Consider the following 20,372-nt stretch of genomic DNA (forward strand, 5'->3'; position numbering starts at 1 on the left):
CCTTTATATAACGCTAAACCATTAACAGTTATCTAAAACGGTTTTATAAATAGGTAGGCTACTGGATGTAGCATCCGTGTACTCAAGGAAACACTTCTTATCTGCCGCCGGAGTAAAATCTGCAGGATGAATGATGATATCGGCAGTGCTCACACCAGCTGCTGGTGCCACTATCGTCCAATCAGCGCTATCCACTTCAAGTACTTTAGCTAACTCTGTCGCATCCGCCTTCACGTAACCATATACGGCCTTGGTATCAGCAGTGCCGTCTCCAGTCGTATCAACGTTATTTGCGTCATTCGAATTAGCATCTTTTTCTTTACCCTGGATTGCGGCCTTGGAGTAAAGCAAGGTATTGGCACCCTGTAGTGCCCCCTTCATACCTTCAACCGTCGATTTACGAGCATCACTCTGCAGGTTAATAAACTTAGGTGCGGCGGTTACCGCCAAAATACCTAAAATGATAATAACGACCACTAATTCGATTAGCGTAAAACCTTTCTGTTTGTTCATTTACAGCGCCCCAATTAACAATCTGTAGTAACAGCGGCAACAACCGCCGGTGTGCTTGCATTCTCTGCCGTCGTATAGTCGATGCGGCATGCATCTGTCGACTTCTTGCCCTTAGGCACTATGATAAACTTAGTTTCACTTGAATAGAGCACGCCCCAATCTTGGGCTGTAACACTATCGGTAGCGCTCAAGGCTTCAAAAGTCATATCCATGGCTTTCTCTAGGTTTGTCTTTACCGTTGCCGTATCGGTTGCGCTATCCAAGTATCCATAATCTGTTGTGACAGCCACGCCGGTAGCGATTGTAATAGACGCTCCTTGATCCTTCTCTTTACCGGCAATGGCCGCCTTAGAATAAACCAGAGAATTAGCGCCTTGCAGTGCCGCTTTTACCCCTTCAACCGTCGATTTACGCGCATCACTCTGTAAGTTAATAAACTTAGGTGCTGCGGTCACGGCCAGAATCCCCAAGATGATGATCACAACCACTAACTCGATCAGCGTAAAGCCGTTTTGCTTCTTCATGTCGTACCCTTGTTATTGTCGCTTCTGCTAACTTTTAACTTTCAACTTTTCTATAAAATTCTATTGGCCTCGCCGAGGGCAAGGCGCAAGATTAATTGATAAAACTCACCACCTGGCCGGTACCCGGGTTATAAAGGATCCCTTTGGCGTTGGCCGTATCCAGATCCGGCGCGGGTGTGGGCACCCCTGTAGTGGTATTTAACACCAGGGAAGTCACCTGATGGTAGACACAGAGATCTAAGTTGGTCACCTGGGTACCATCGATCGCCACGCCATTGCCACCAGCGCCGTCTAATACCCGTGCAGTAAAACGCTGATTACGGGCATCTTGATTAAACAACACGTTACGCGGCGCGCCCTGCAGAATGTTCTGAAATACCTCCTGACAGGCGGCATCTGTCATGCCGGTCGCACTGACGATACCACTGCCCGAGGTTAATCCGGTTGGAAAACCGAAACGAGTATCGAGAGAGATCTGGGTGCCATCTAAGACCACATTGGCATTGTTACGTCCATCGACTTCCCACTGTGAGCGCACGAAGCTTACCGCCGTGGCCAAGCCACCGGCTACGCCATCTACGCTAGCATCTTCGGCATCGTCGGTCACATTTAAAAAACGGGGAATCGCTGTGGCCGCCAGTATGCCCAGGATCACGATAACGATCACCAATTCGATCAGAGAGAAACCACTCTGGTTCACTCCCATGTTTTGGGCTCGCATTTTCATAAAAATCTCCCTTAGATAATCCTGATAATTCTAGCAGTTACAGCAAATTATAAAACCTTAGAAGTTGCTAAATTCAAAGATCAGTCAAAAAAATAACACGCCCGCTATTGAGTTGATAACTCAAACGATCACCGTTATTAGCAATATAACTACAAACCTCTCCGACCTGGTCGGCTTTTGTAACAATTTTTTCTAAATCGTCGCGCCCACCCAACAGCTGCCACCAGAGGGTCTTGCAGCTCTCCTGGGTTATCTTGTCTAAGGTTGGCCACCCCTGATCACTCATCTTGATCAGAGGCTGCTCACCGCCCCTCAATTCCATCGCAGTGGACCAATCCAGATGCATCTCAGCTGGGCGCCCCTGCACCAACCATTGAGAGCGCACCATGGCCAGCACATTCAGCAGGCGGCTGTGCTCCAGCTTCAGCCCCTGAGAAGAGACCTGATCCACCTTGGCAAAATAACCGTAACCCAGTCCCCCCAAGATGAGCAAGAGCACCACTATGGCGATCATCTTGCCGTAGGCCTGCATCAGCTCGCTGTCGACCCGTGTCTGGTTTTCCATCAGCTCAGCTCCCGGCTCATGGCTGCCATGGGTTATCCCCCCTTGACCACATTGAGCATATCCCACATCGGCAGGTAGATACCCAACGCCAGGATGAGGACGATCACCGCGACTATGCCGATCAAGATAGGCTCCAGCTTGGCGGTCAGGTTCTTGAGGTCGTAATCGACCTCCCCCTCATAGAAGTCGGCGGCGTCGTTAAGCAGTTGATCTATCTGGCCCGTCTCTTCCCCAACGGCCACCATCTGCAGCACCAGCGGGGTAAAGAGCTGACTCTGGTTCGACACCCGCAGCATAGACTCGCCGGACTCTATGCCCCGGCGCATGGCCACTATGCGGTCATGCATATAGGCGTTATCGACGGCATCGGCCACCAGGCTTAACGCCTGTGTCATGGGCACACCCGCACTCAGCATCATGGAGAAGCTGCGGCAATATCGCGACAGGGTCGAGCGCTCTATGATGCTCCCCACCGCCGGGATCTTAAGCTTCCATCTGTCCCACTGCTGCTCGCCCTTCTCTGTGTTGTGCCAGTAGCGGATGCCCACGAAGCCCCCCACTAAGGCGATGAGCAACAGGTACCAGTAGTTGACGAAGAAATTAGAGGTGCCAATCAACAGCTTGGTGGCCCAGGGCAGATCCGCGCCGAAACGGGCGAACAGATCGGCAAACTTAGGGATCACCATGATGTTGAGCACTACCATAGCCAATGCCACCGCCATCAACACGAAGACAGGATAGCGCATCGCCGCCTTGATGCGCCTGCGGGTCTCCTGCTCACGTTCGATATAACCAGAGAGCTGAATAAAGGCATCCTCCAACTTACCCGTGTTCTCCCCCACATGGATCATGGAGACAAACAGGGCATCGAACACATCCGGGTGATGGTTCATCGCCGATGAAAGCGGACGCCCCGAGATCAACTGCTCTGAGATATCATTCAGGGCATCCTTCATCCGTTTCGAGTGAGAGCTCTCGGAGAGGCCGGCGATGGCACGTAGAATCGGGATACCTGAGCGGGTGAGCGAATACATCTGCCGAGTAAATATCTGCAGCTCATCCAGGCCGACCTTGCTCTTAAACAGGCTGCCAAGGTGAAACTCGCGCGCGGCCTTGGCCTCCACCAGCTCAAGGGGGATCACGGCGCGAGACAGCAGCTGATCGGCGGCGGCACTTTGTGTGGTCGCATCGAGTCGCCCGCTGACCGCATTGCCCTGTGCATCACGCCCCTTGTACTGATAGACAGGCATAGTTAGCCCTCAATCTCATGTTGATGGATCATCTCCTGCGAGATGGGTACCTGGGCATCGCTGGCATCTTCGATAAGCTTGGCCACCTCTTCCATAGTGGTCATGCCTTCGGCCAGGTAGTTGAGCGCCGACTCCGCCAGCGGGGTAAAGTTAGGGCTCTGGTAGGCAGCCGTGGCAAACGCCTGGGGATTACCGCTACGCATCGCCTCAATCATTTGCTCGTCCAGCTCCAAGATCTCAAAAACCCCGATACGGCCACGATAGCCACTGCCGTTACAGCTCTGACAACCTGTGCCGATACGGAACCTGGCCTGACTGAAGTCACGACCACTGATACTACTCAGCCAGGCATGATCGGCGGCGCTGGGCTCGAAGGGCTGGGCACAGTTATGGCAGACACGGCGCACCAGGCGCTGGGCGATAATCACCCTAAGTGCGCTGGCCACCAGGTAGCTGGCGGCGCCCATGTCCAGCAGACGCAGTGCCGAGGTGACCGCATCGTTGGTATGCAGGGTCGATAGCACGAAGTGACCGGTCAGTGCGCCCCTGAGGCCAATCTCCACCGTCTCCTGGTCACGCATCTCACCCACCATGATGATGTCGGGGTCCTGACGCAGGGTGGTGCGCAGCACATTAGAAAAATCCAATCCTATCTTATGGTTAACTTGTACCTGATTGATGCGCGGCAGCTGGTACTCCACAGGATCTTCCACCGTGATGATCTTGCGATCTGCGGTATTAAGCTCGCTCAGCACGCCATATAGCGTGGTAGTCTTACCGCTACCCGTAGGCCCGGTAACCAGCAGCATGCCGTGGGGGCGCTTGATCTGTTTACGCACCCGCGCCAGTATCTCGGCAGGCATGCCCGTCTCATCCAAGGTGAGCAGACCCGCGGATTGGTCAAGCAGACGCATCACCACCGACTCGCCATGATAGATAGGCATGGTCGACATACGCACATCTATCTTGTGTCCCTTGACCTCCATATGGAAGCGGCCATCCTGCGGCAGTCGCTTCTCAGAGATATCCAGGCCTGCCATCAACTTGAGACGCAGCACCAACGCCGAGGCGATATTCACTTCCTGCAGGGTATTTTCCTGGAGCTGACCATCGATACGCTGACGGATCCTTAGTACCTTGTCGCCTGGCTCGATATGAATATCCGACGCCCGCATCTGCACCGCATCTTCGAAGATCGACTGCAGCAGCTTAACCACAGTGGTTTCGTTATCGCTGTCGGCATCTGTCAGGCTGGCCAGGTCGAACTGATCGTCGGCGGCATATTCCTCCTCCAGCTTACCGGCGATCTGCGCGATCTCACCGGTGCGGCGATACAGGTTATCGAAAGCCTCCAGCAGCTGGGTCTCGGTGACTACGGCTATCTGGATCGCCTTAGGCGCCAGCAACACCTCGATATTATCCATCGCCTGCAGATCCGCAGGGTCACTCATGGCCACCAACACATGATCGCCATTATCTTCCACCGCCAGGGCGCGATAGCGACGGGCCTGCACCTCGGGCAGAAGGTTCACCACCTGTGGGGGGATCGCCCGGCGACTGATATCGAGGAAGGGGATATTAAGCTGCTGCGACAAAAACTTAAGGAGCTGCTCCTCGGTGATACAGGAGAGATCGATCAGGGTGCGCCCCAGCTTCTTGCCGGTATTTTTCTGCTCCGCCAGGGCCTGGCCCAGCTGCGCCTCGCTGATAATCGCTTCCTGTACCAATAAGTCGCCGAGGCGCATCTTTAACTTGGGTTTCACTCAATATCTCCTAACTGCGCCAGCCGCTGCTGAATAAAATCGCTGGCCTGCTGCGACAAGCCGGGTAAGCCTAGAGCCTGACCATAGGCCTGCTTGGCGCCGGTAAATTTTTGCTGGGAATCTAAGGCATAGGCCAGCCCCATCCACCACTTGGCCTGATTGGGTTCGACCCTGGCCAGGCGACGATAACTCTCTTCGGCCAGGGTAAATGCCGAGGCCTGCTGGGCCAGATGACTCTGCATCACCCACTTCTGCTTGGCGAGCAGGTGATCATCTGGGATCTTGCCAAGCACCGCCAAGGCCCCCTGGCTATCATCCTGTGCCTGCAGCACCCTTGCTAGCATGAGGGCGTAATCGAATTCGCCTGGATAGAGGGCGAGCCCTTGTTCCAGCACCTTGTTGGCCTCACCCAGCTGCCCCTGACCATAATAGAGGGCCGCCAGATGTTGACGCGCACCGTGCAGCGCAGGATTCAGGCTTATCGCCTCACTAAAATCTGTCACCGCCTGGGAGAGCTGCCCGCCCTCCTGGGCCGACTTGCCCTGACTAAAACGCTTCTCGGCCATCGCCTCCGGAGAAAGCTTCACCTCGGTCACCGCCATGGTGCCAGTCTGTTTTACCGCCTTAGCACTCGATGCCTGGGCCTCTGCGGCCGTCTGAGGTTTTGTTACTGGCCTACTTTTAACGACGAGCTTGCTCTCGACGCTAGGCTCTGCATTTGACTCAGTTTTGGGTTCAGTTTTTAGCTCTGTTTTGGGCTCAGTTTTTGATTCAGGAACCGCTGCGGCCTGAGTCGTTACTAACCCAGTCGGCTCTTGTCTAGCTGAGAGCTCTTGTCTAGCTGAGAGCTCTTGTCTAGCTGAAGACTCTTTATGAGCTGAGGGCTCTTGTCTAGCTGAGGGCTTTTTATGACCTGAGGGCTCTTTACTCACATCAAATGCGGCAGCCCTCTCTACACTGCCCCCCGACGGCGTGCTATTCCCTGTGGCGATCTCCTGGGTCAATGCCTGATTATCCTGTTGCAGCGACAGGTTGGTGCGTGCGAGCACCGCATATCTCTCCCACGCCAGATAACCCAGAGTCAGCAGTAACAGCGAGAGCAGCACGAGTAGCAACCAGGGCAGTCGCGACTGAGGCGCCTGACGATATTGCAGCGGCGGCACCGGCAGCTCATCCAGCCCATGGGGCTGCTGGCGCTTATCCAAGTCTTTGAGCATGGTGTTGATGACGCTCATGCCAGCCCCCTGGCTAACCATAGCCACAACGCGCCCAAGCACAGCGACACGGCGCCAAAGGTGCCAAACCACCAAGGGGGAAACAGCCCCTTGTCGGCATCCTGAGTATCCTTGATCGCGCCCTTCACGTGACAGAGATTCACCCTTGCTGCACCCTCACCATAGGCCAGCAGCAGAGCCTTATGGGATAAGATATTGATGAGTCTTGGAATTCCTCTTGCGGCGCGGGCGATGCGTCTACTCTCGCGGGCGCCAAAAAGCCCTTCGCCGCGATACCCCGCTACCTCCAATCGGTGAGCCTGATAGGCACGGGTCTCGTCGGGGGTCATGGCCCTTAATTGATAACTAAAAGTGATACGCTGCCTGAGCTGCCGAAACTGGGTCTGCTGCAGACGGCTATCCAGCTCCGGCTGACCAAACAGCACCACCTGCAGCAGCTTGCGGCTCTCCGTCTCCAGATTGGTGAACAGCCGCAGCGCCTCCAGACTCTCATCGGGCAGGGCCTGGGCTTCGTCCAGCACCAGGACGATGGAATGGCCGTGGGCACTGAGCGCAATCAACTGCTGCTGAATCAGCGTGGTGAGGCGCTGCTGATCCAGATCGGCGCTGTATTTGAGACCAAGTTCCAAGGCCAGCGCCCAGCGCAGCTCGCTGGGACTGAGATAGGGATTGGGTAGATAGGCGCAGTGAAAACGCTCGGGGATATCGTTAAGTAACTTGCGACAGATCAGCGTCTTACCCGTACCGACCTCGCCGGTAACCTTGATAAAACCCTCGCCCGTCTGCAGGGCAGTTTGCAGCACTTGTAGCGCCTCGACATGGGGCGCCAAGCCGAAGAAGAAGCCGGTATTTGGCGTCAGCGAAAAGGGCGGCTGCGCCAAATGAAAGTGCTGCAGATACAAACCTCTACTCCTGCTTCTCTTCTGGATACCAGCGATCCAGCAGAGCCTTGGAGCGTTGCAGCTCGGTCTGCCAGGTCTCGGCGCCCACCACGGTCGGCTTGAGCAGGATCACCAGCTCAGTCTTGCGTAGCGAATTGGAACGATTGGTAAAGGCCTCGCCCAGTAACGGAATATCCCCCAGCAGCGGCACCTTAGAGACCAACTCGATATTCTCACTCTTCATCAGGCCACCTATCACCACCACGTCGCCGGTATTGGCCTTGATGACAGTATCCGACTCGCGGATCTCACTCTGGGCCAGGGGCAGCTCGAGTGTGCTGTCTGATACCTTGATCGACTTGTTCTGCTCCTTGATATCGATAACCGATGGGTGGATGTGCAGCAGCACACTGCCCTCCTCGTCGATCTGCGGCGTCACATCCAGGGCGATGCCAGAGAAAAACGGCGTCAGCTCCACTTCCGGTGTGGTGACCGGCGTGGTGCCCGCTACCGTGGTCGAAGACACATCTGTCACGAAATATTCGTCGCGACCCACCTTGATAACCGCCTTCTGGTTGTTCGAGGCCGTCACCCTTGGGCTCGACAGCACATCCACATCACCCTGGGTATCGAGCAGGTTAATCATGGTGCTGAAGTCTTTGCCCTTAATCTGCAAGGAGGTGATGCCACCTATCGCCGAGGTGATCACATCCCCCAGGCCATCGGGCGCCTGCGAGGTACCAAACTCGACGCTGTTATTCCCACTCTGCCCCAACACACTTTCCCAGTGTATCCCCTGCTGATAACCGTCAGACAGGGTCACCTCCAACACCTTGGCCTCGAGGATCACCTGACGCTGCAGGTGACTCTCGGCGGTCTTGAGGAAGGTCTTCACCTGACGCAGTTCGTTAGGATAAGCCCTGATGGTCACCAGGCCCGCCTGCGGGCTGACCACCACCTGGCGGCCATTCCCCGTGTTGCCTATGATAGATTCCAGCGTTTCTTTGAGCTCACCCCAGAAGTCTGTCTTGGTCTTGGAGCGGATGAAGGTGCCGTTGGTGGTCTCGTTGCTATTGTTGTTGCTGCCGTCGTTGCCGTTATTGTTGGCGTTATTGTTGTAATTATTGCTGTTGTTGCCGTTGTTATTATTGTTGTTATTGTTGTTGTCTGAGATGCGGCCAGAGTTCACCGAGGTCAGCGACAGCCCCTGACGCTCCATGTAGAGATAATTGAGCGGGAAGGTCTCTGTGCGCATGCCCGCAGGAAATACGCGCAGGATACGCCCTTCTCGGCTCACCTCGTAACCATAGATATCTTCGACCACCTGCAGCGCCTCACTCAAAGTCACGCCCTTGAGGGACAAAGACACGCTGCCTGTCACGGCGGGATGCACGGCGACACTCAGAGGCGTGCCCTGCACCAGGCTTGGAAAGAACACCTTGGCATCGACATCCTTGGCCGACACATCGAAACGACGCTCGCTAGGCTGGCTTGGGGTCAAGGAGCCGAGCAGGGCCGATGACTGCAGTTCACGCTGCACAGAGTCTGGCATCACAGCCGCCGGAGGGGGCGTCTGCGGCTTATTCTGGGCCGCCGCGATCGAGGTATCGATCGCCGATTTCGACTCGACGGGCTGGGGACGATCCGTTGTCTGACAGGCGGCTAACATCAGCACGAGCAGAGGTGTTATGGTTTTCATCGCAGTCATTTATTGTCCCTTGGTCGCAGTTACTTCTGGGTAGAGCTTGAGTTGGCGGCCATCGGCGAGCCAGACCCCCTGCTTAGTGATGCGAGTAATGCTCACACCTTGTACCCTGTCACCTGTGGTGAACATCTTGTTGTTGATAATGGCCGTCGCCGAGTGGTCGGTGATCATCAGGCTGTTTAACACCAGCTTCTGACCGCCCTGGTGCTGCGCCGAGCCTTGGACGCCTACACCCGGCCGGGTCGGATCCCTCAGGGTCTGCGCCGAGGCCTGAGTCAGGCTAAGCAGTGCCAACAGGCAAACACTAATCTTGATTCGCAACACTGATAAAGTCCTTGTTAATACTGAGTGTGTAGACCTCTAACATCACCTCGGCCTTAGGGTAATCACCCACCACATAATCCAGTTGACGCCAGTAGAGTTTATTGGGCATAGACTCGACCGCCTCGATAAACTTGAGGGTAGAAAAGTAATCCCCCTCGAACGCCAGCCTGATCCCGTGGCTGTAGAGATTAAGCTTATTCTCATCCCCCAGGGCCAGCAGCGGCTTAGGCGCCAATGATTCGAAACTTTGCAGACGTATTCCCTTCACCCGGCCAAGTAGCTCACCGAGCATGGTCGGCATCTTGTCGGCGGGCACCATGTCGACCATCTGAAACGACAGCTGCTGATCGAGATCCGCCACTTGCTGTTGCAGACTCGCCAGACGCTGACGGTATTCCTGATCGGGATCGCTCGCCAGCGTCTGTTGATACAGGTCGATCTGCTGCAGGGAGATACGGTTCTCCGCCGTTAAGGCCTTGATATTGCTCTGCACGCGGCTGCTCTGAGTCAGCAGAGACTCAAGCGGCAGATAGAGCAACATGCCGATCACCACCACGACTGCCACGGCGATCATCACCCGCTCGCGCTGACTCAGCTGATCGAAGGCTTCGCCCCAGCGGGCTATCTGTTGTTTCATTTCGCCTGCTCCTCATCACGCTTGCTACGCAGCACAAACCCTAGCGGCTGCTTGTCACCCCGGTTCATGGTGAGCGTGCTAAAGGCCTGGCCCTTGAGCGGCTCGACCCCTTGCAGGCGTGCCAGCCACAGCGGCACTGCGTTGGGCGCGGCGCTAAAGCCTTCGAAGACAAACTGATTTTCACTCACCTGAATGCGACTCAGCCAGAGCTTATCGTCGGTCACCCGGGCAAGCCCTGTCAGCAGGGGCGAGTAGCCCTTACTGGTCAACGTATCCACATGGGTAAGTTCACCCAAGAGCAGGCGCTTAAGCTCCACCTGCTGTGAGAGGAGATCCACGTCTTGTACCAGGGCCTGAGAGGCACTGCGTTGGGCGATAGCCTGCTCGAGCTGCGCCTTTTGCTGATCGAAGGCGGCCTTCTCGGTAAGCAGCTGCGCCTTTTCTGTCTCAAGGCTACCAAGCTGTACATAGGCCAGTAAGTTAGCCGTCAGCATCAAGACAAACAGGCCGAAACCAAGCTGCAGCAGGCGCGTAAATGAGAGACGCAGCCTGGGCGGTAACAGGCTGGCGGTGTAGAGGTTGACCCGCAATTTTGGATTCATCTAGGCAGGCTCCTCCGTTTGACGTGCAAGCTCGACCAAAGCCCACTGGGCCAACTTGTCCTGCACTTGGTCGCAGGCGATCACCTCGACAGCTTGGTCAAAGTTCTTACTCAGTAGCTGGGCCAGAATCTGACGCTCACCACCCATCAACAGGGCGATAGACGCCACAGGTGCCTGGCGCAGCTGGCTCTCGAAATAGTCCATGGAACGCTGCAGCTCCAGGCTGAGGTTATCGGCCACGCCGAGCTGAAGATCTTGGCTGGAGACCCTGTCGATCTGGCTGAAGCCGCGAATACGACGCTGCATATACAGCTGTCCCTGTTTCACTACGGTCAGCAACAATTCGCTCCCCGGCTTATGGCAAAGCACCATGTGCGCCAGCTTGTCCTCGGCGCCATAGTTACTGATGGCCATCTCTTCGATGCTGATCCCGCCAATGCTCACCTCATGCTTGTCGGCCGCCTTGACCAGTGCCTGCAACATCGCCCGGTTCACCACCACCACAGTCACCTTATTGTTGGTGGACTCAGGCGACTCAAAATAATCCAGATGCAAAGACTCGACAGGTTCTGACACCATATCCTTGATCGACCAGACGAGCGCCTGATGCATCTCCTCGGGCTCGACCATAGGCTTGTCGACCACCAGCAGCTGGTAAAAATCTTCGCTCAGAACGAGTTGCAGGTTGGGAGCGGGGATCTTGTCGGTCAGCGCCTGAAATACATCAGACCAGTCATCACCCGACTGGGGCAGAGAAAAGGAGGTATCGCCATCGCGGTTAAAGAAGGTCATCCCGGCGACGTTGAGGTATACGCCTAAATCGACTCTATCGTGCTTGGTTTGCCAGAAGGCAAATTTACTCAAAAGACTATTTTCCATTTAAGGCATATCCACCAATTTGATACTCACGCGCCATGAGTGTCCCAAATCGCTCTACCTCAAATACAGGGCCGATATTGCCTCGAGGAAAGCGTCAAAATAATAGCGTTATTGTAGCGACTAATCGCCTAATTTTATAGAAAAAATCTAACATCAATCAGATACACTCAGATAAACATAGAACAGTAACCCCGCCCTAACAAGCCCTTATCAGCCCCAACAGAGAGATAACAAAATCACTCTGCCTCGAGCGGTTCGCTAAAGAAACTGCCCTGCCCCGCACTCACCCCTAAAATTTTCAGCGTCTGCCACTCCTCCAGCGACTCGACCCCTTCGGCAAAGACCTGCACCTCGGTGCGATAGAGGCCACCGATAAGGCTTCTGACAAACAGTTGATTTTCCTGGCGTAAATGTATCTGTCGCACGATAGACCTGTGCAGCTTAATCAGATCCACGCGGCAGGATTGAAGATATTGAGTACTCACCACCTGCTGCCCAACCCTGTCGACACACAGGCTGGCTCCCATCTTGGCGATCATATCCAGCGGCGCCTTCAGCTTAGCCAGGTTGTTTACCAGGATATCTTCGTTGATCTCGAAGATCAGCCGCGGCGTCAGATGACGATACTCCAGCAGTGTCGTCTGCAACCAACGGATAAAGGCCCTGCTGGTCAGGGTGTCCAGAGAGAGATTAATACTGTATTTATGCTTGTCCTTGGGTGACTTGGGTAACAGATCGAACAACACGGCCTCGATCACCTGACGTTCGATCTGCGGGATCAGACCACACTTAATGGCCATCGGCAGGAACAGGGTGGCGCGCACCAGGTTGTTGCCGCTGTCCCGCAGACGACAGGAGACCTCGCTGTGGTGCTCCTTGCCATCGCTGTCGAGCACCGCCTGCGTAAAGGGCACTACCCGCTTGTTGACCAGCGCATACTCGAGAAAGCTGCGCCAACGCACCGAGCCCCGGGCAAACTCCTCGTCCACCGCGCCCTTGTCGTACATGAACCAGCCACTGTTGCCCTGAAACTGCGCCGCCCGCAGCGCCATCTCGGCCTCCTCGATCAGCTGCTCCTTGCTCTCGCCCACCTTGAAGTAGGCGACGCCGATATGAAAGAAGTCGTCGCGATTGTTCACCCCTTCCAGGGGCTGACTCAGGCAGACCTTGAGCAGCCGCGCGGCCAGCTTCTCGGCATCGGCCAGGGAGATCTGCGGCACGACGATGGCAAACTGATTGTAGGAGCGACGGGAAAAGATGCTGTTGGCCTGACTGTCCAATAGATGACTGATGCCGCCTATGGTCTGGGTCAGCAGCTCCTGAATGCTGAACTCGTCTGCCTCCTGCTGTAAAAGATCCAGATCTTCCATCTCCAGCAGTAGCAGTACCCCAGGGGCCATCATGCCATCCTTGTTGCTCAGGGCATCCAGACGATTCTTGAGGAACAGGCGGTTACCTATGCCAGACTCGGGGTCGAGGAAGGTGTTGGAGCGAATAAACTGATCGAACCTGGCGCGCTGCTTCTGGGCATCATCCAGCTCCAGCAACATTTGGGTCAGGGCGCGGTTGATAAGCCTTGGGCGGCCGTGGCCCGTCTCGGCCAGAGCCTTGTCATAGTCCCCGGAGAGGATCAGATGGCTGCGCTTAGCCAGATCTTCTATGCCCTGCAGCTGCAGCGCCAGCCAGAGATAGCCGCGGCGTACCAGCAGCCCCACGGCGATACAGCCCACCAGGAACACCAGGCTGCCGTGCCAGCTGATGTTATGCAGCAAGAAGGGCTGGGGCAGACTGATATGAAAATGCAGATCTAGGGTCTGGTTGAGTACCCTGTCGTAGTTGACCACACTCTGATCATGATTGCCCCGGTCGAAGCGGTACAGTGTCTCGTCTCCCCGGATCAGGGTAAATTTTTGCGCGTCGTAGGCGGCCAATATCTGCGGTAACCAGATATCCAGATGCTGCAGCTCATGGCGAACCTGATGTTGCAGCAGCATCTCTTCCAGCTCTGTCATCTGTTGCTGTTGGAACTTATAGGTAAGCTGAATGAAACTGACCAGGGCGGTAAGCAGAAAGATGAAGGCGACCGCAGCGAGGGAAAGCAGCCAAAAGCCGGTTAACTTCTTGGTGAGGAGTTGTGTCAATTTCATTTCCGCTTCCTGCAGGATTATTATTATTTTTTACGTCTGAGACCGCTTTATCATCTAGGGTCTGTTTATCTTTCCGGTTTACTTTTTGTTCGACCTAAACGCGTTTTGCTCAAGGCGCGTGCTGTACGACATAGTTATTCTATGTAAATAGCACGCAACAAAGAAATCGTCTGGAACGACTCCTAACAGCTTCGCTGACCGCTTGCGATGAAAGGCGTCAACGCAAAGGCTGCGTATTAACACTTACCATACAAATAAAGCCGTAAAGGCACAATAAAAAAGGGCCCTGAGGCCCTTTTCTTATCATCGCATGCGCCGATTAGGCCATGTAGTGCTCAGGCAGTGTTGGCAAGGCGGCAACACCCGAGTCGATAGCCGCCTGGGCAACCGCCTTGGCCACGTTTGACAGCAGGCGTGGGTCCATCGGCTTAGGGATCACATAATCAGGGCCAAACTTCAGCTCAGACACGTCAGGATAGGCAGCCAATACCTCGGCAGGAACCGGCTCTTTCGCCAGGGCCGCGATGGCGTGTACTGCGGCAATCTTCATCTCGTCGTTGATCTTAGCCGCGCGCACATCCAGGGCACCACGGAAGATGAAGGGGAAGCAGAGCACGTTGTTCACCTGGTTAGGGTAGTCGCTACGACCGGTGCCCATGATCAGATCTTTACGCACATCGTGGGCCAGCTCAGGCTTGATCTCAGGATCTGGGTTTGAACAGGCGAAGATCACCGGCTTCTCGGCCATCAGAGCCACATCCTCAGCGCTCAATACATCAGGGCCAGACAGACCGAGGAAGGCGTCGGCGCCCTTGATCACATCCTGCAGGGTACGCTTGTCTGTGTTGTTGGCAAACAGCGCCTTGTATTCGTTGATATCTTCACGACGGGTGTGGATAACCCCCTTGCGGTCCAGCATGTAGACATTCTCACGCTGCACGCCACACTTCACCAGCATGGTCATACAGGCGATCGCCGCAGCGCCGGCGCCCATACAGACAAAGACCGCCTCTTCCAGCTTCTTACCTTGGATCTCTAAGGCGTTGATCATGCCGGCAGCGGTCACGATGGCCGTGCCGTGTTGATCGTCATGGAAGACTGGCACATTACAACGCTCGATAAGCGCCTTCTCGATCTCGAAACACTCTGGCGCCTTGATGTCTTCCAGGTTGATGCCACCAAAGGTATCGGCAATCGCCTCGACCGTGTTGATAAACTCTTCCGCGGTACGGTGCTTCACTTCGATGTCTGTGGCATCGATATTGGCGAAATGTTTGAACAGCAGCGCCTTACCTTCCATCACAGGCTTAGAGGCCAGTGGCCCCAGGTTACCCAGGCCCAAGATGGCGGTACCGTTTGAGATCACGGCAACCGTATTGCCCTTGGCGGTGTAACGGTAGGCGTCGTCAGGATTGGCAGCAATTTCACGCACCGGCTCGGCCACACCCGGACTATAGGCCAGCGCCAGATCCATGCTGGTCTCTGCGGGCTTGGTCAGGCTAACGGCGGTTTTGCCTGGTACGGGGAACTCATGGTAGTCAAGGGCTTGCTGACGGAAATCGGCCATTTTAGTAATCCTGCAAAAAATGCGACAAGTGTGTTCAGGGTAAGGTCTTATTTGCCCCGCTTCGCTCCCCCAGATTTGGCGAAAAACGACGCGAGCCATTAGGGCGCTAAGATACTCGAAATTAGGCGATTTTTAAACAAGATATTAGAAAATTTCAGTTTATTATGAAGCCAAACGGTCTAAGGCTTATTTTGCAAACTTATCTGCGAAGGATGATGGGCAATCATCTGCCATTTTTTGTAGGAATAATACAACTCACCACGCACGATTACCGGACTTTCAAGCAGATTTAGGGTTAAAATGTTGCTAAATTTACCAGATTCTTCTCTAGGTATACCCACATAAAAGTTTTCATCGATAATCAGCCACAATTGCTGACCTTTTCTTTCAAAACCCGTCACTACTCCTCTGACCTCTCGCCAACGGTTGCGATCGTCACGCCCCAGCTCATCTGGCGACTTGGCCTGATAGCTTTTATGGCTCCATAATCCCCGCCTCTCCTGGCGGGCCTGACGCTCGATATTGGCCAAACACTGCCAAAAATAGTCGTTCTGATAGACCCTCGCCTTAGCGTAGCCCTGACTCAGCATGATCTCCTGCAGATGCTCCCCTGATTCGGTATAGGCATAGGCTAAGGTTTTCCCTTGGGGATCCAGACGTTTACGATCGAAGGCCAGCTTGAGTGCCTGACCGGGTACCAAGCGCTCCGCCAGAAAGTTGCGAGCCCGATTGGCGAAGGGTTCAGACAACTCGGGATAATGTCTGTCTATCTCGGGCGAGTCGATGCCGATCAGCCTGAGTTGACGGCCATCTTCCAGCATCAAGGTATCGCCATCGATCACCGAGGCGAAAGTGACAGTCTCATCATAATGGGTCGGCGCACACAGGCTGCCGCTGGCCGTCGCCAGAAAGGAGCAGAGAGAAAGAGAGAGGGCCAGAATCTTGTCCATAATGAATCACTTCCCTAAATTAAACGCTCGGTCGATCAGTTATATCATTACCTTATACCAATCGTAATAAACAATTGATCATTTTAGCTTGTTAAAACGTTCGATAACTGTATTAGTATTTTTAATTGTAGAATAACTACTTATCTAAAAATCCTGCTTTGTTCTCAAGCGCTTTTCCTGCGCTATTTCTGATCACATGTTTACTGTGATTGGTATACTACCAATCGTAATCAATATTGATCATTCTAGCTTGTTGGGCCGAGTGCCAACTTTATTGCCAAGGGCCTGCTTGAGGGGCAAACCAGCACCGAGTAGGCTGCCGAACAGGCAACAAAAAAGGCGCCTTAGAGGCGCCTTTTTCAGAGTTCTTTGCAGAAGTATTACTTCTTGCCAAGCATACCGAAACGCTTGTTGAACTTGTCGATACGTCCACCGGTATCCATAACTTTCTGAGTACCAGTGTAGAATGGGTGACATGCACCACATACGTCCAAGTGCAGTGGCTTACCTGCAGTTGAGTTTACTTTGATAACGTTACCACAAGTACAAGTTGCAGTGATTTCAGCATATTCAGGATGAATGCCTGGTTTCATTGGGATTACCTCAAGTTTAAGGCCATGTCGCACTTCCAACCCGAAGTCGGACACCACATGCAGTTAATAAAATATTTAGGCGCGAGATAGTACAGGATACCACCAATAGATACAAGCATAGCCTGTAACTATTCTGCTGCATCATCTAAAAATATTGCGGCTGGGAATATCGGCATCCGGCCCGAATCGGCCGGGCACCATGCTTACTCGGCCGACAGGGCCTCGAAGGTGACTCTTGCCGCCTCTGCACTAAGATATTTCTGCTTAAGGGCAGCAGACGGACACTTGAGGGTCACATCTGCCCGCAGGCCATTGATCTTGCCGCCGTTAAAGGCCCTAGGATTGGCCTCGAAGATCGCCAGCATGGCACCGTAGGTACTCAGCTCCCACTGCTTGGCATAGGCACTGCCGAGTCGCCACAGAGTCTGCGGCGGGGCATAATCCAGCAGACAGCCAGGTTGCACTCTATCGCCGGCATCGACAGTCCCTAAGGCAGCCATAGGTTGACGGGCATCGGCAATTCGCGAAGCCTTCGCAATTGCTTTCACCGACTCGTTCGACTTAGCCGCCTTGACTCGTTTATCGGCGCTAGCGCTTCGCATGCCGGCATCGAACAATGGCATGCGTTTCACTTCTTGCCAGTTGTTGACCTGATACTCTTTGACCACCAGCTCCGCCTCACTGTCCCGCACATCTTCTACGCCACTGAGCAACAACATATAGGTGTTCATCGGCTTGACCATCAATCGCTCGCTGCCCGATCGCTGCTCGACAATAAACTGCACCTTATCCAGGTTAACCGATTGGGCGACGATATTGACTCTGAGCGTCGGGCGCTGCCCCAGATCTGACAGCCTTTGGTTGATACTGACGTGGGTAAGCTTGGCCCAGGCGGACTGACTCATTAGTCCGGCTTGACTCACCAGTACTAAGCAAAGCATGACCAGATATTGCACTCTCTTCATCGCAACCTTCTTATCCCTGTTTGGGTGAACAGACTCGAATCTTTGACGCCGACCTTAATAGGGCTCAACGGGACAACACTCGCCTAACGCCCCATAAGTCTATTAGCTATTAAGCTACAAGCTCCTTGATGTTTCAACAATTTTGTCACAAGTCTTAGATCTGAACAGCCTAAGCTTTCCACCGACTCGTGACAGATTCTGGTAGCCCTCGTCAGACTGTCTGGTTACACTTGCTCTACTATTATTGAAGCCAGCCGAGTCCCAGCCGAACCTATGTCCCTGTTTGTCGAAGTCGCCCTCCCCGTCCCCATGCGCCAGGCCTTTAGCTATCGCGTCAAAGAGGCCGATCTCGACAAGGCCCAGGTAGGCGTCAGGGTCAGAGTCCCCTTTGGCAGGCAGCAGTTGATCGGACTAGTAACCGGCCTCAGCCAGAGCTGCGACCTGGCGCCGAATCAGATCAAGTCTGTCATCGCCTTTCTCGACCAAGAAGCCGTATTGCCTCCCTCGCTCTACAAGCTGACCCAATGGGCCGCCCGCTACTATTTTTGCAGCCTGGGGCAGATGCTCTCTCAGGCCCTGCCCGTCGCCCTGCGTAAGGGGGCCGAGATAGAGGCCCAGCAGCTGCAGATCTGGCGCGTCACCCCGGCCGGGCAGGAGGCGGATATCGATCTGCTCAAGCGCGCCCCGGCCCAGCGCAAGTTGCTACTCGCCCTGTTAGAGACTGAACTCAGCCAGGATGAACTCAATGCCCTGGAGCTAAGCAAGACGGCGCTGAAGGCACTGGTGGAGCGGGGCTGGATCGAATCATTTGAGCGACAAGTCGCCTCAGATCTCAGCTGGCGCGATGGACTTGAGCTCATTGAGACGCCCCATCAGCTCAACCCTGAGCAGGCCATTGCGGTTGCCACCCTCAATCAGCAACAGGGCTACCACTGCACCCTGCTCGAGGGAATCACAGGCTCGGGCAAGACAGAGGTCTATCTGGCCCTGCTGGAAACAGTGCTGAAACAGGGCAAACAGGCGCTGATTCTGGTGCCCGAGATCGGCCTGACCCCTCAGACCATCAGCCGCTTCAAACGCCGCTTCAAGGTACAGGTGGTAGTTATCCACTCTGGGCTCACCGACAATCAACGCCTCGGCGCCTGGCGCCAGGCCAGAAGCGGCGAGGCCGCCATCATAATCGGCACCCGCTCGGCGCTGTTCACCCCCATGCGCTATCCGGGCATCATCATCCTGGATGAGGAGCACGATGCCAGCTTCAAGCAGCAGGAAGGGATAGGCTATCACGCCCGAGACCTGGCGGTGATGCGCGGCCATCTGGAAAAGATCCCCGTGCTGCTGGGCAGCGCCACCCCCTCTTTAGAGACGCTACAGAATGCCCTGTCGGGACGCTACCAACACCTTAGCCTCGGCAGCCGCGCCGGCGCCGCCGAGAAGGTGCGCCAGGGGATCATCGACATCCGTAACCAGCCGCTGAAGAATGGCCTCTCCCATGGCCTGCTCAACGAGATGCGAATCCATCTGGATGCGGGCAACCAGGTGCTGCTGTTTCTCAATCGTCGCGGTTTCGCCCCGGCGCTGCTGTGCCATGAATGTGGCCACCTACACGAGTGCGACCGCTGTGACGCCTTCTTTACCGTGCATCAGTCTCTGGGGGAGATCCGCTGCCACCACTGTGGCAATCAATACGCCATCCCCAAACAGTGTCACCAGTGTGGCAGCACCATGTTGATGGGCCAAGGCGTGGGAACCGAGCAGTTGGCCGATGCCCTCGCCAAGGAATTTCCCCGTTACCCCGTGGTGCGAATCGATCGCGACACCACCAGCCGCAAGGGCGCGCTGGAAAACCACCTCAATGCCATCCATAAGGGCGAATATAAGATCCTGGTGGGCACCCAGATGCTCGCCAAGGGACACCATTTCCCCGATGTTACCCTGGTAGGCCTGTTAGATGTCGATGGCGCCCTGTTCAGCGCCGACTTTCGCGCCCCCGAGCGTTTCGGCCAGCTCTATACCCAGGTATCGGGCCGCGCCGGGCGGGCACGCAAGCCAGGAACCGTGCTGCTACAGACCCACCAATGCGATAACCCCATATTGCGAGAGTTGATGCACAAGGGGTACGGCGAGTTCGCCCGTGGTCAGCTGGAAGAGCGCAAACAGGCCCTGCTGCCACCTGCCTGGCACATGCTGTTGCTGCGCGCCGAGGCCCACAGGGCCGAGGATGCCGACGCCTTTTTGGCCCAGGTCGCCCAGTTGCTGCCACAAAACGAGCAGTGCGAGATCATAGGCCCCATGCCCGCCCCCATGGACAGAAAGGCAGGCAAATTCCGCCGTCAACTGATGTTCCAGACCAAGACCCGCGGCCTGTTGCAGCAGGCCTTCGAACAGGCGCTGCCGCAGATCGAAGCCCTGCCCCTGGCCAAGCGATGCCGCTGGAGCCTAGATCGCGACCCGCAGGATCTCTTGTGATCAAAAAATGCAAAAATAGCTCATAAAAATCCGGCAAGAGGATAGCAATTGGCCACCACAAACGGCTAAAATACGC

Annotated in this window: 19 protein-coding genes; 1 reads left to right on the top strand and 18 read right to left on the bottom strand. The window is 55.1% G+C overall.

Features of this window, described 5'->3' with window-relative positions; genetic code table 11:
* Nucleotides 1-21: 21 nt before the first annotated feature.
* From L1D43_RS15240 to L1D43_RS15325, 18 genes are all read right to left on the bottom strand, one after another.
* Nucleotides 22-513 carry a type II secretion system protein gene (locus L1D43_RS15240; protein WP_239852885.1) on the bottom strand — a complete coding sequence of 164 codons (492 nt, stop codon included), beginning with the start codon at nucleotides 511-513 and terminating at the stop codon, nucleotides 22-24.
* A 14-nt stretch (nucleotides 514-527) separates the two neighbouring features.
* Nucleotides 528-1,037: a prepilin-type N-terminal cleavage/methylation domain-containing protein gene (locus tag L1D43_RS15245; protein WP_239852887.1), complete on the bottom strand. Its 510-nt coding sequence runs from the start codon at nucleotides 1,035-1,037 to the stop codon at nucleotides 528-530.
* Nucleotides 1,038-1,128: 91 nt separating this feature from the next.
* Nucleotides 1,129-1,743 carry a type II secretion system protein gene (locus L1D43_RS15250; RefSeq protein WP_239853258.1) on the bottom strand — a complete coding sequence of 205 codons (615 nt, stop codon included), beginning with the start codon at nucleotides 1,741-1,743 and terminating at the stop codon, nucleotides 1,129-1,131.
* A gap of 94 nt (nucleotides 1,744-1,837) precedes the next feature.
* The gene (locus L1D43_RS15255; RefSeq protein WP_239852889.1) at nucleotides 1,838-2,329 is read right to left on the bottom strand and encodes a hypothetical protein; all 492 of its coding nucleotides are present in this window, start codon (nucleotides 2,327-2,329) and stop codon (nucleotides 1,838-1,840) included.
* Between the two features lie 32 nt (nucleotides 2,330-2,361).
* Nucleotides 2,362-3,579: a type II secretion system F family protein gene (locus tag L1D43_RS15260; protein WP_239852891.1), complete on the bottom strand. Its 1,218-nt coding sequence runs from the start codon at nucleotides 3,577-3,579 to the stop codon at nucleotides 2,362-2,364.
* Between the two features lie 2 nt (nucleotides 3,580-3,581).
* On the bottom strand, nucleotides 3,582-5,342 hold the full coding sequence (locus L1D43_RS15265) for a type II/IV secretion system protein (RefSeq protein ID WP_239852893.1): 1,761 nt from the start codon (nucleotides 5,340-5,342) through the stop codon (nucleotides 3,582-3,584).
* Nucleotides 5,339-6,577 (bottom strand): tetratricopeptide repeat protein, encoded by a 1,239-nt coding sequence (locus L1D43_RS15270; RefSeq protein ID WP_239852895.1) that lies wholly within the window; start codon nucleotides 6,575-6,577, stop codon nucleotides 5,339-5,341. The genes L1D43_RS15265 and L1D43_RS15270 overlap by 4 nt, the downstream gene beginning before the upstream one ends.
* The gene (locus L1D43_RS15275; RefSeq protein ID WP_239852897.1) at nucleotides 6,574-7,479 is read right to left on the bottom strand and encodes an AAA family ATPase; all 906 of its coding nucleotides are present in this window, start codon (nucleotides 7,477-7,479) and stop codon (nucleotides 6,574-6,576) included. Before L1D43_RS15275 ends, L1D43_RS15270 begins: the two co-directional genes overlap by 4 nt.
* 4 nt (nucleotides 7,480-7,483) lie before the next feature.
* On the bottom strand, nucleotides 7,484-9,166 hold the full coding sequence (gene mshL / locus L1D43_RS15280) for a pilus (MSHA type) biogenesis protein MshL (RefSeq protein ID WP_239852898.1): 1,683 nt from the start codon (nucleotides 9,164-9,166) through the stop codon (nucleotides 7,484-7,486).
* A complete protein-coding gene (locus L1D43_RS15285; protein WP_239852899.1) occupies nucleotides 9,167-9,484 on the bottom strand; it encodes an MSHA biogenesis protein MshK in 318 nt (105 codons plus the stop codon).
* The gene (locus L1D43_RS15290; RefSeq protein ID WP_239852900.1) at nucleotides 9,468-10,124 is read right to left on the bottom strand and encodes an MSHA biogenesis protein MshJ; all 657 of its coding nucleotides are present in this window, start codon (nucleotides 10,122-10,124) and stop codon (nucleotides 9,468-9,470) included. The genes L1D43_RS15285 and L1D43_RS15290 overlap by 17 nt, the downstream gene beginning before the upstream one ends.
* On the bottom strand, nucleotides 10,121-10,726 hold the full coding sequence (locus tag L1D43_RS15295; RefSeq protein WP_239852901.1) for a PilN domain-containing protein: 606 nt from the start codon (nucleotides 10,724-10,726) through the stop codon (nucleotides 10,121-10,123). The genes L1D43_RS15290 and L1D43_RS15295 overlap by 4 nt, the downstream gene beginning before the upstream one ends.
* Nucleotides 10,727-11,605 carry an MSHA biogenesis protein MshI gene (locus L1D43_RS15300; protein ID WP_239852902.1) on the bottom strand — a complete coding sequence of 293 codons (879 nt, stop codon included), beginning with the start codon at nucleotides 11,603-11,605 and terminating at the stop codon, nucleotides 10,727-10,729.
* A gap of 236 nt (nucleotides 11,606-11,841) precedes the next feature.
* Nucleotides 11,842-13,752, bottom strand: coding sequence for an RNase E specificity factor CsrD (gene csrD / locus L1D43_RS15305; RefSeq protein WP_239852904.1), 1,911 nt, complete (start codon nucleotides 13,750-13,752; stop codon nucleotides 11,842-11,844).
* A gap of 319 nt (nucleotides 13,753-14,071) precedes the next feature.
* Nucleotides 14,072-15,319, bottom strand: a complete 1,248-nt coding sequence (locus L1D43_RS15310) for a malic enzyme-like NAD(P)-binding protein (RefSeq protein WP_239852906.1) — start codon at nucleotides 15,317-15,319, stop codon at nucleotides 14,072-14,074.
* Nucleotides 15,320-15,498: 179 nt separating this feature from the next.
* Entirely contained in the window at nucleotides 15,499-16,269 is a 771-nt protein-coding gene (locus tag L1D43_RS15315; RefSeq protein ID WP_239852908.1) for a thermonuclease family protein, read from the bottom strand.
* Between the two features lie 380 nt (nucleotides 16,270-16,649).
* Nucleotides 16,650-16,862, bottom strand: coding sequence for a 50S ribosomal protein L31 (rpmE, locus tag L1D43_RS15320; RefSeq protein WP_011864187.1), 213 nt, complete (start codon nucleotides 16,860-16,862; stop codon nucleotides 16,650-16,652).
* 203 nt (nucleotides 16,863-17,065) lie between these two features.
* Nucleotides 17,066-17,827 (bottom strand): FimV/HubP family polar landmark protein, encoded by a 762-nt coding sequence (locus tag L1D43_RS15325; RefSeq protein WP_239852910.1) that lies wholly within the window; start codon nucleotides 17,825-17,827, stop codon nucleotides 17,066-17,068.
* Between the two features lie 273 nt (nucleotides 17,828-18,100).
* Here L1D43_RS15325 and priA point away from each other — a divergent pair, with 273 nt between their 5' ends.
* Nucleotides 18,101-20,296, top strand: a complete 2,196-nt coding sequence (gene priA, locus L1D43_RS15330; protein WP_041510800.1) for a primosomal protein N' — start codon at nucleotides 18,101-18,103, stop codon at nucleotides 20,294-20,296.
* The last annotated feature ends 76 nt before the right edge of the window (nucleotides 20,297-20,372 follow it).

Source organism: Shewanella sp. Isolate8, assembly GCF_022398495.1.
In the GTDB taxonomy this organism is placed as follows: Bacteria; Pseudomonadota; Gammaproteobacteria; order Enterobacterales; family Shewanellaceae; genus Shewanella; species Shewanella aquimarina.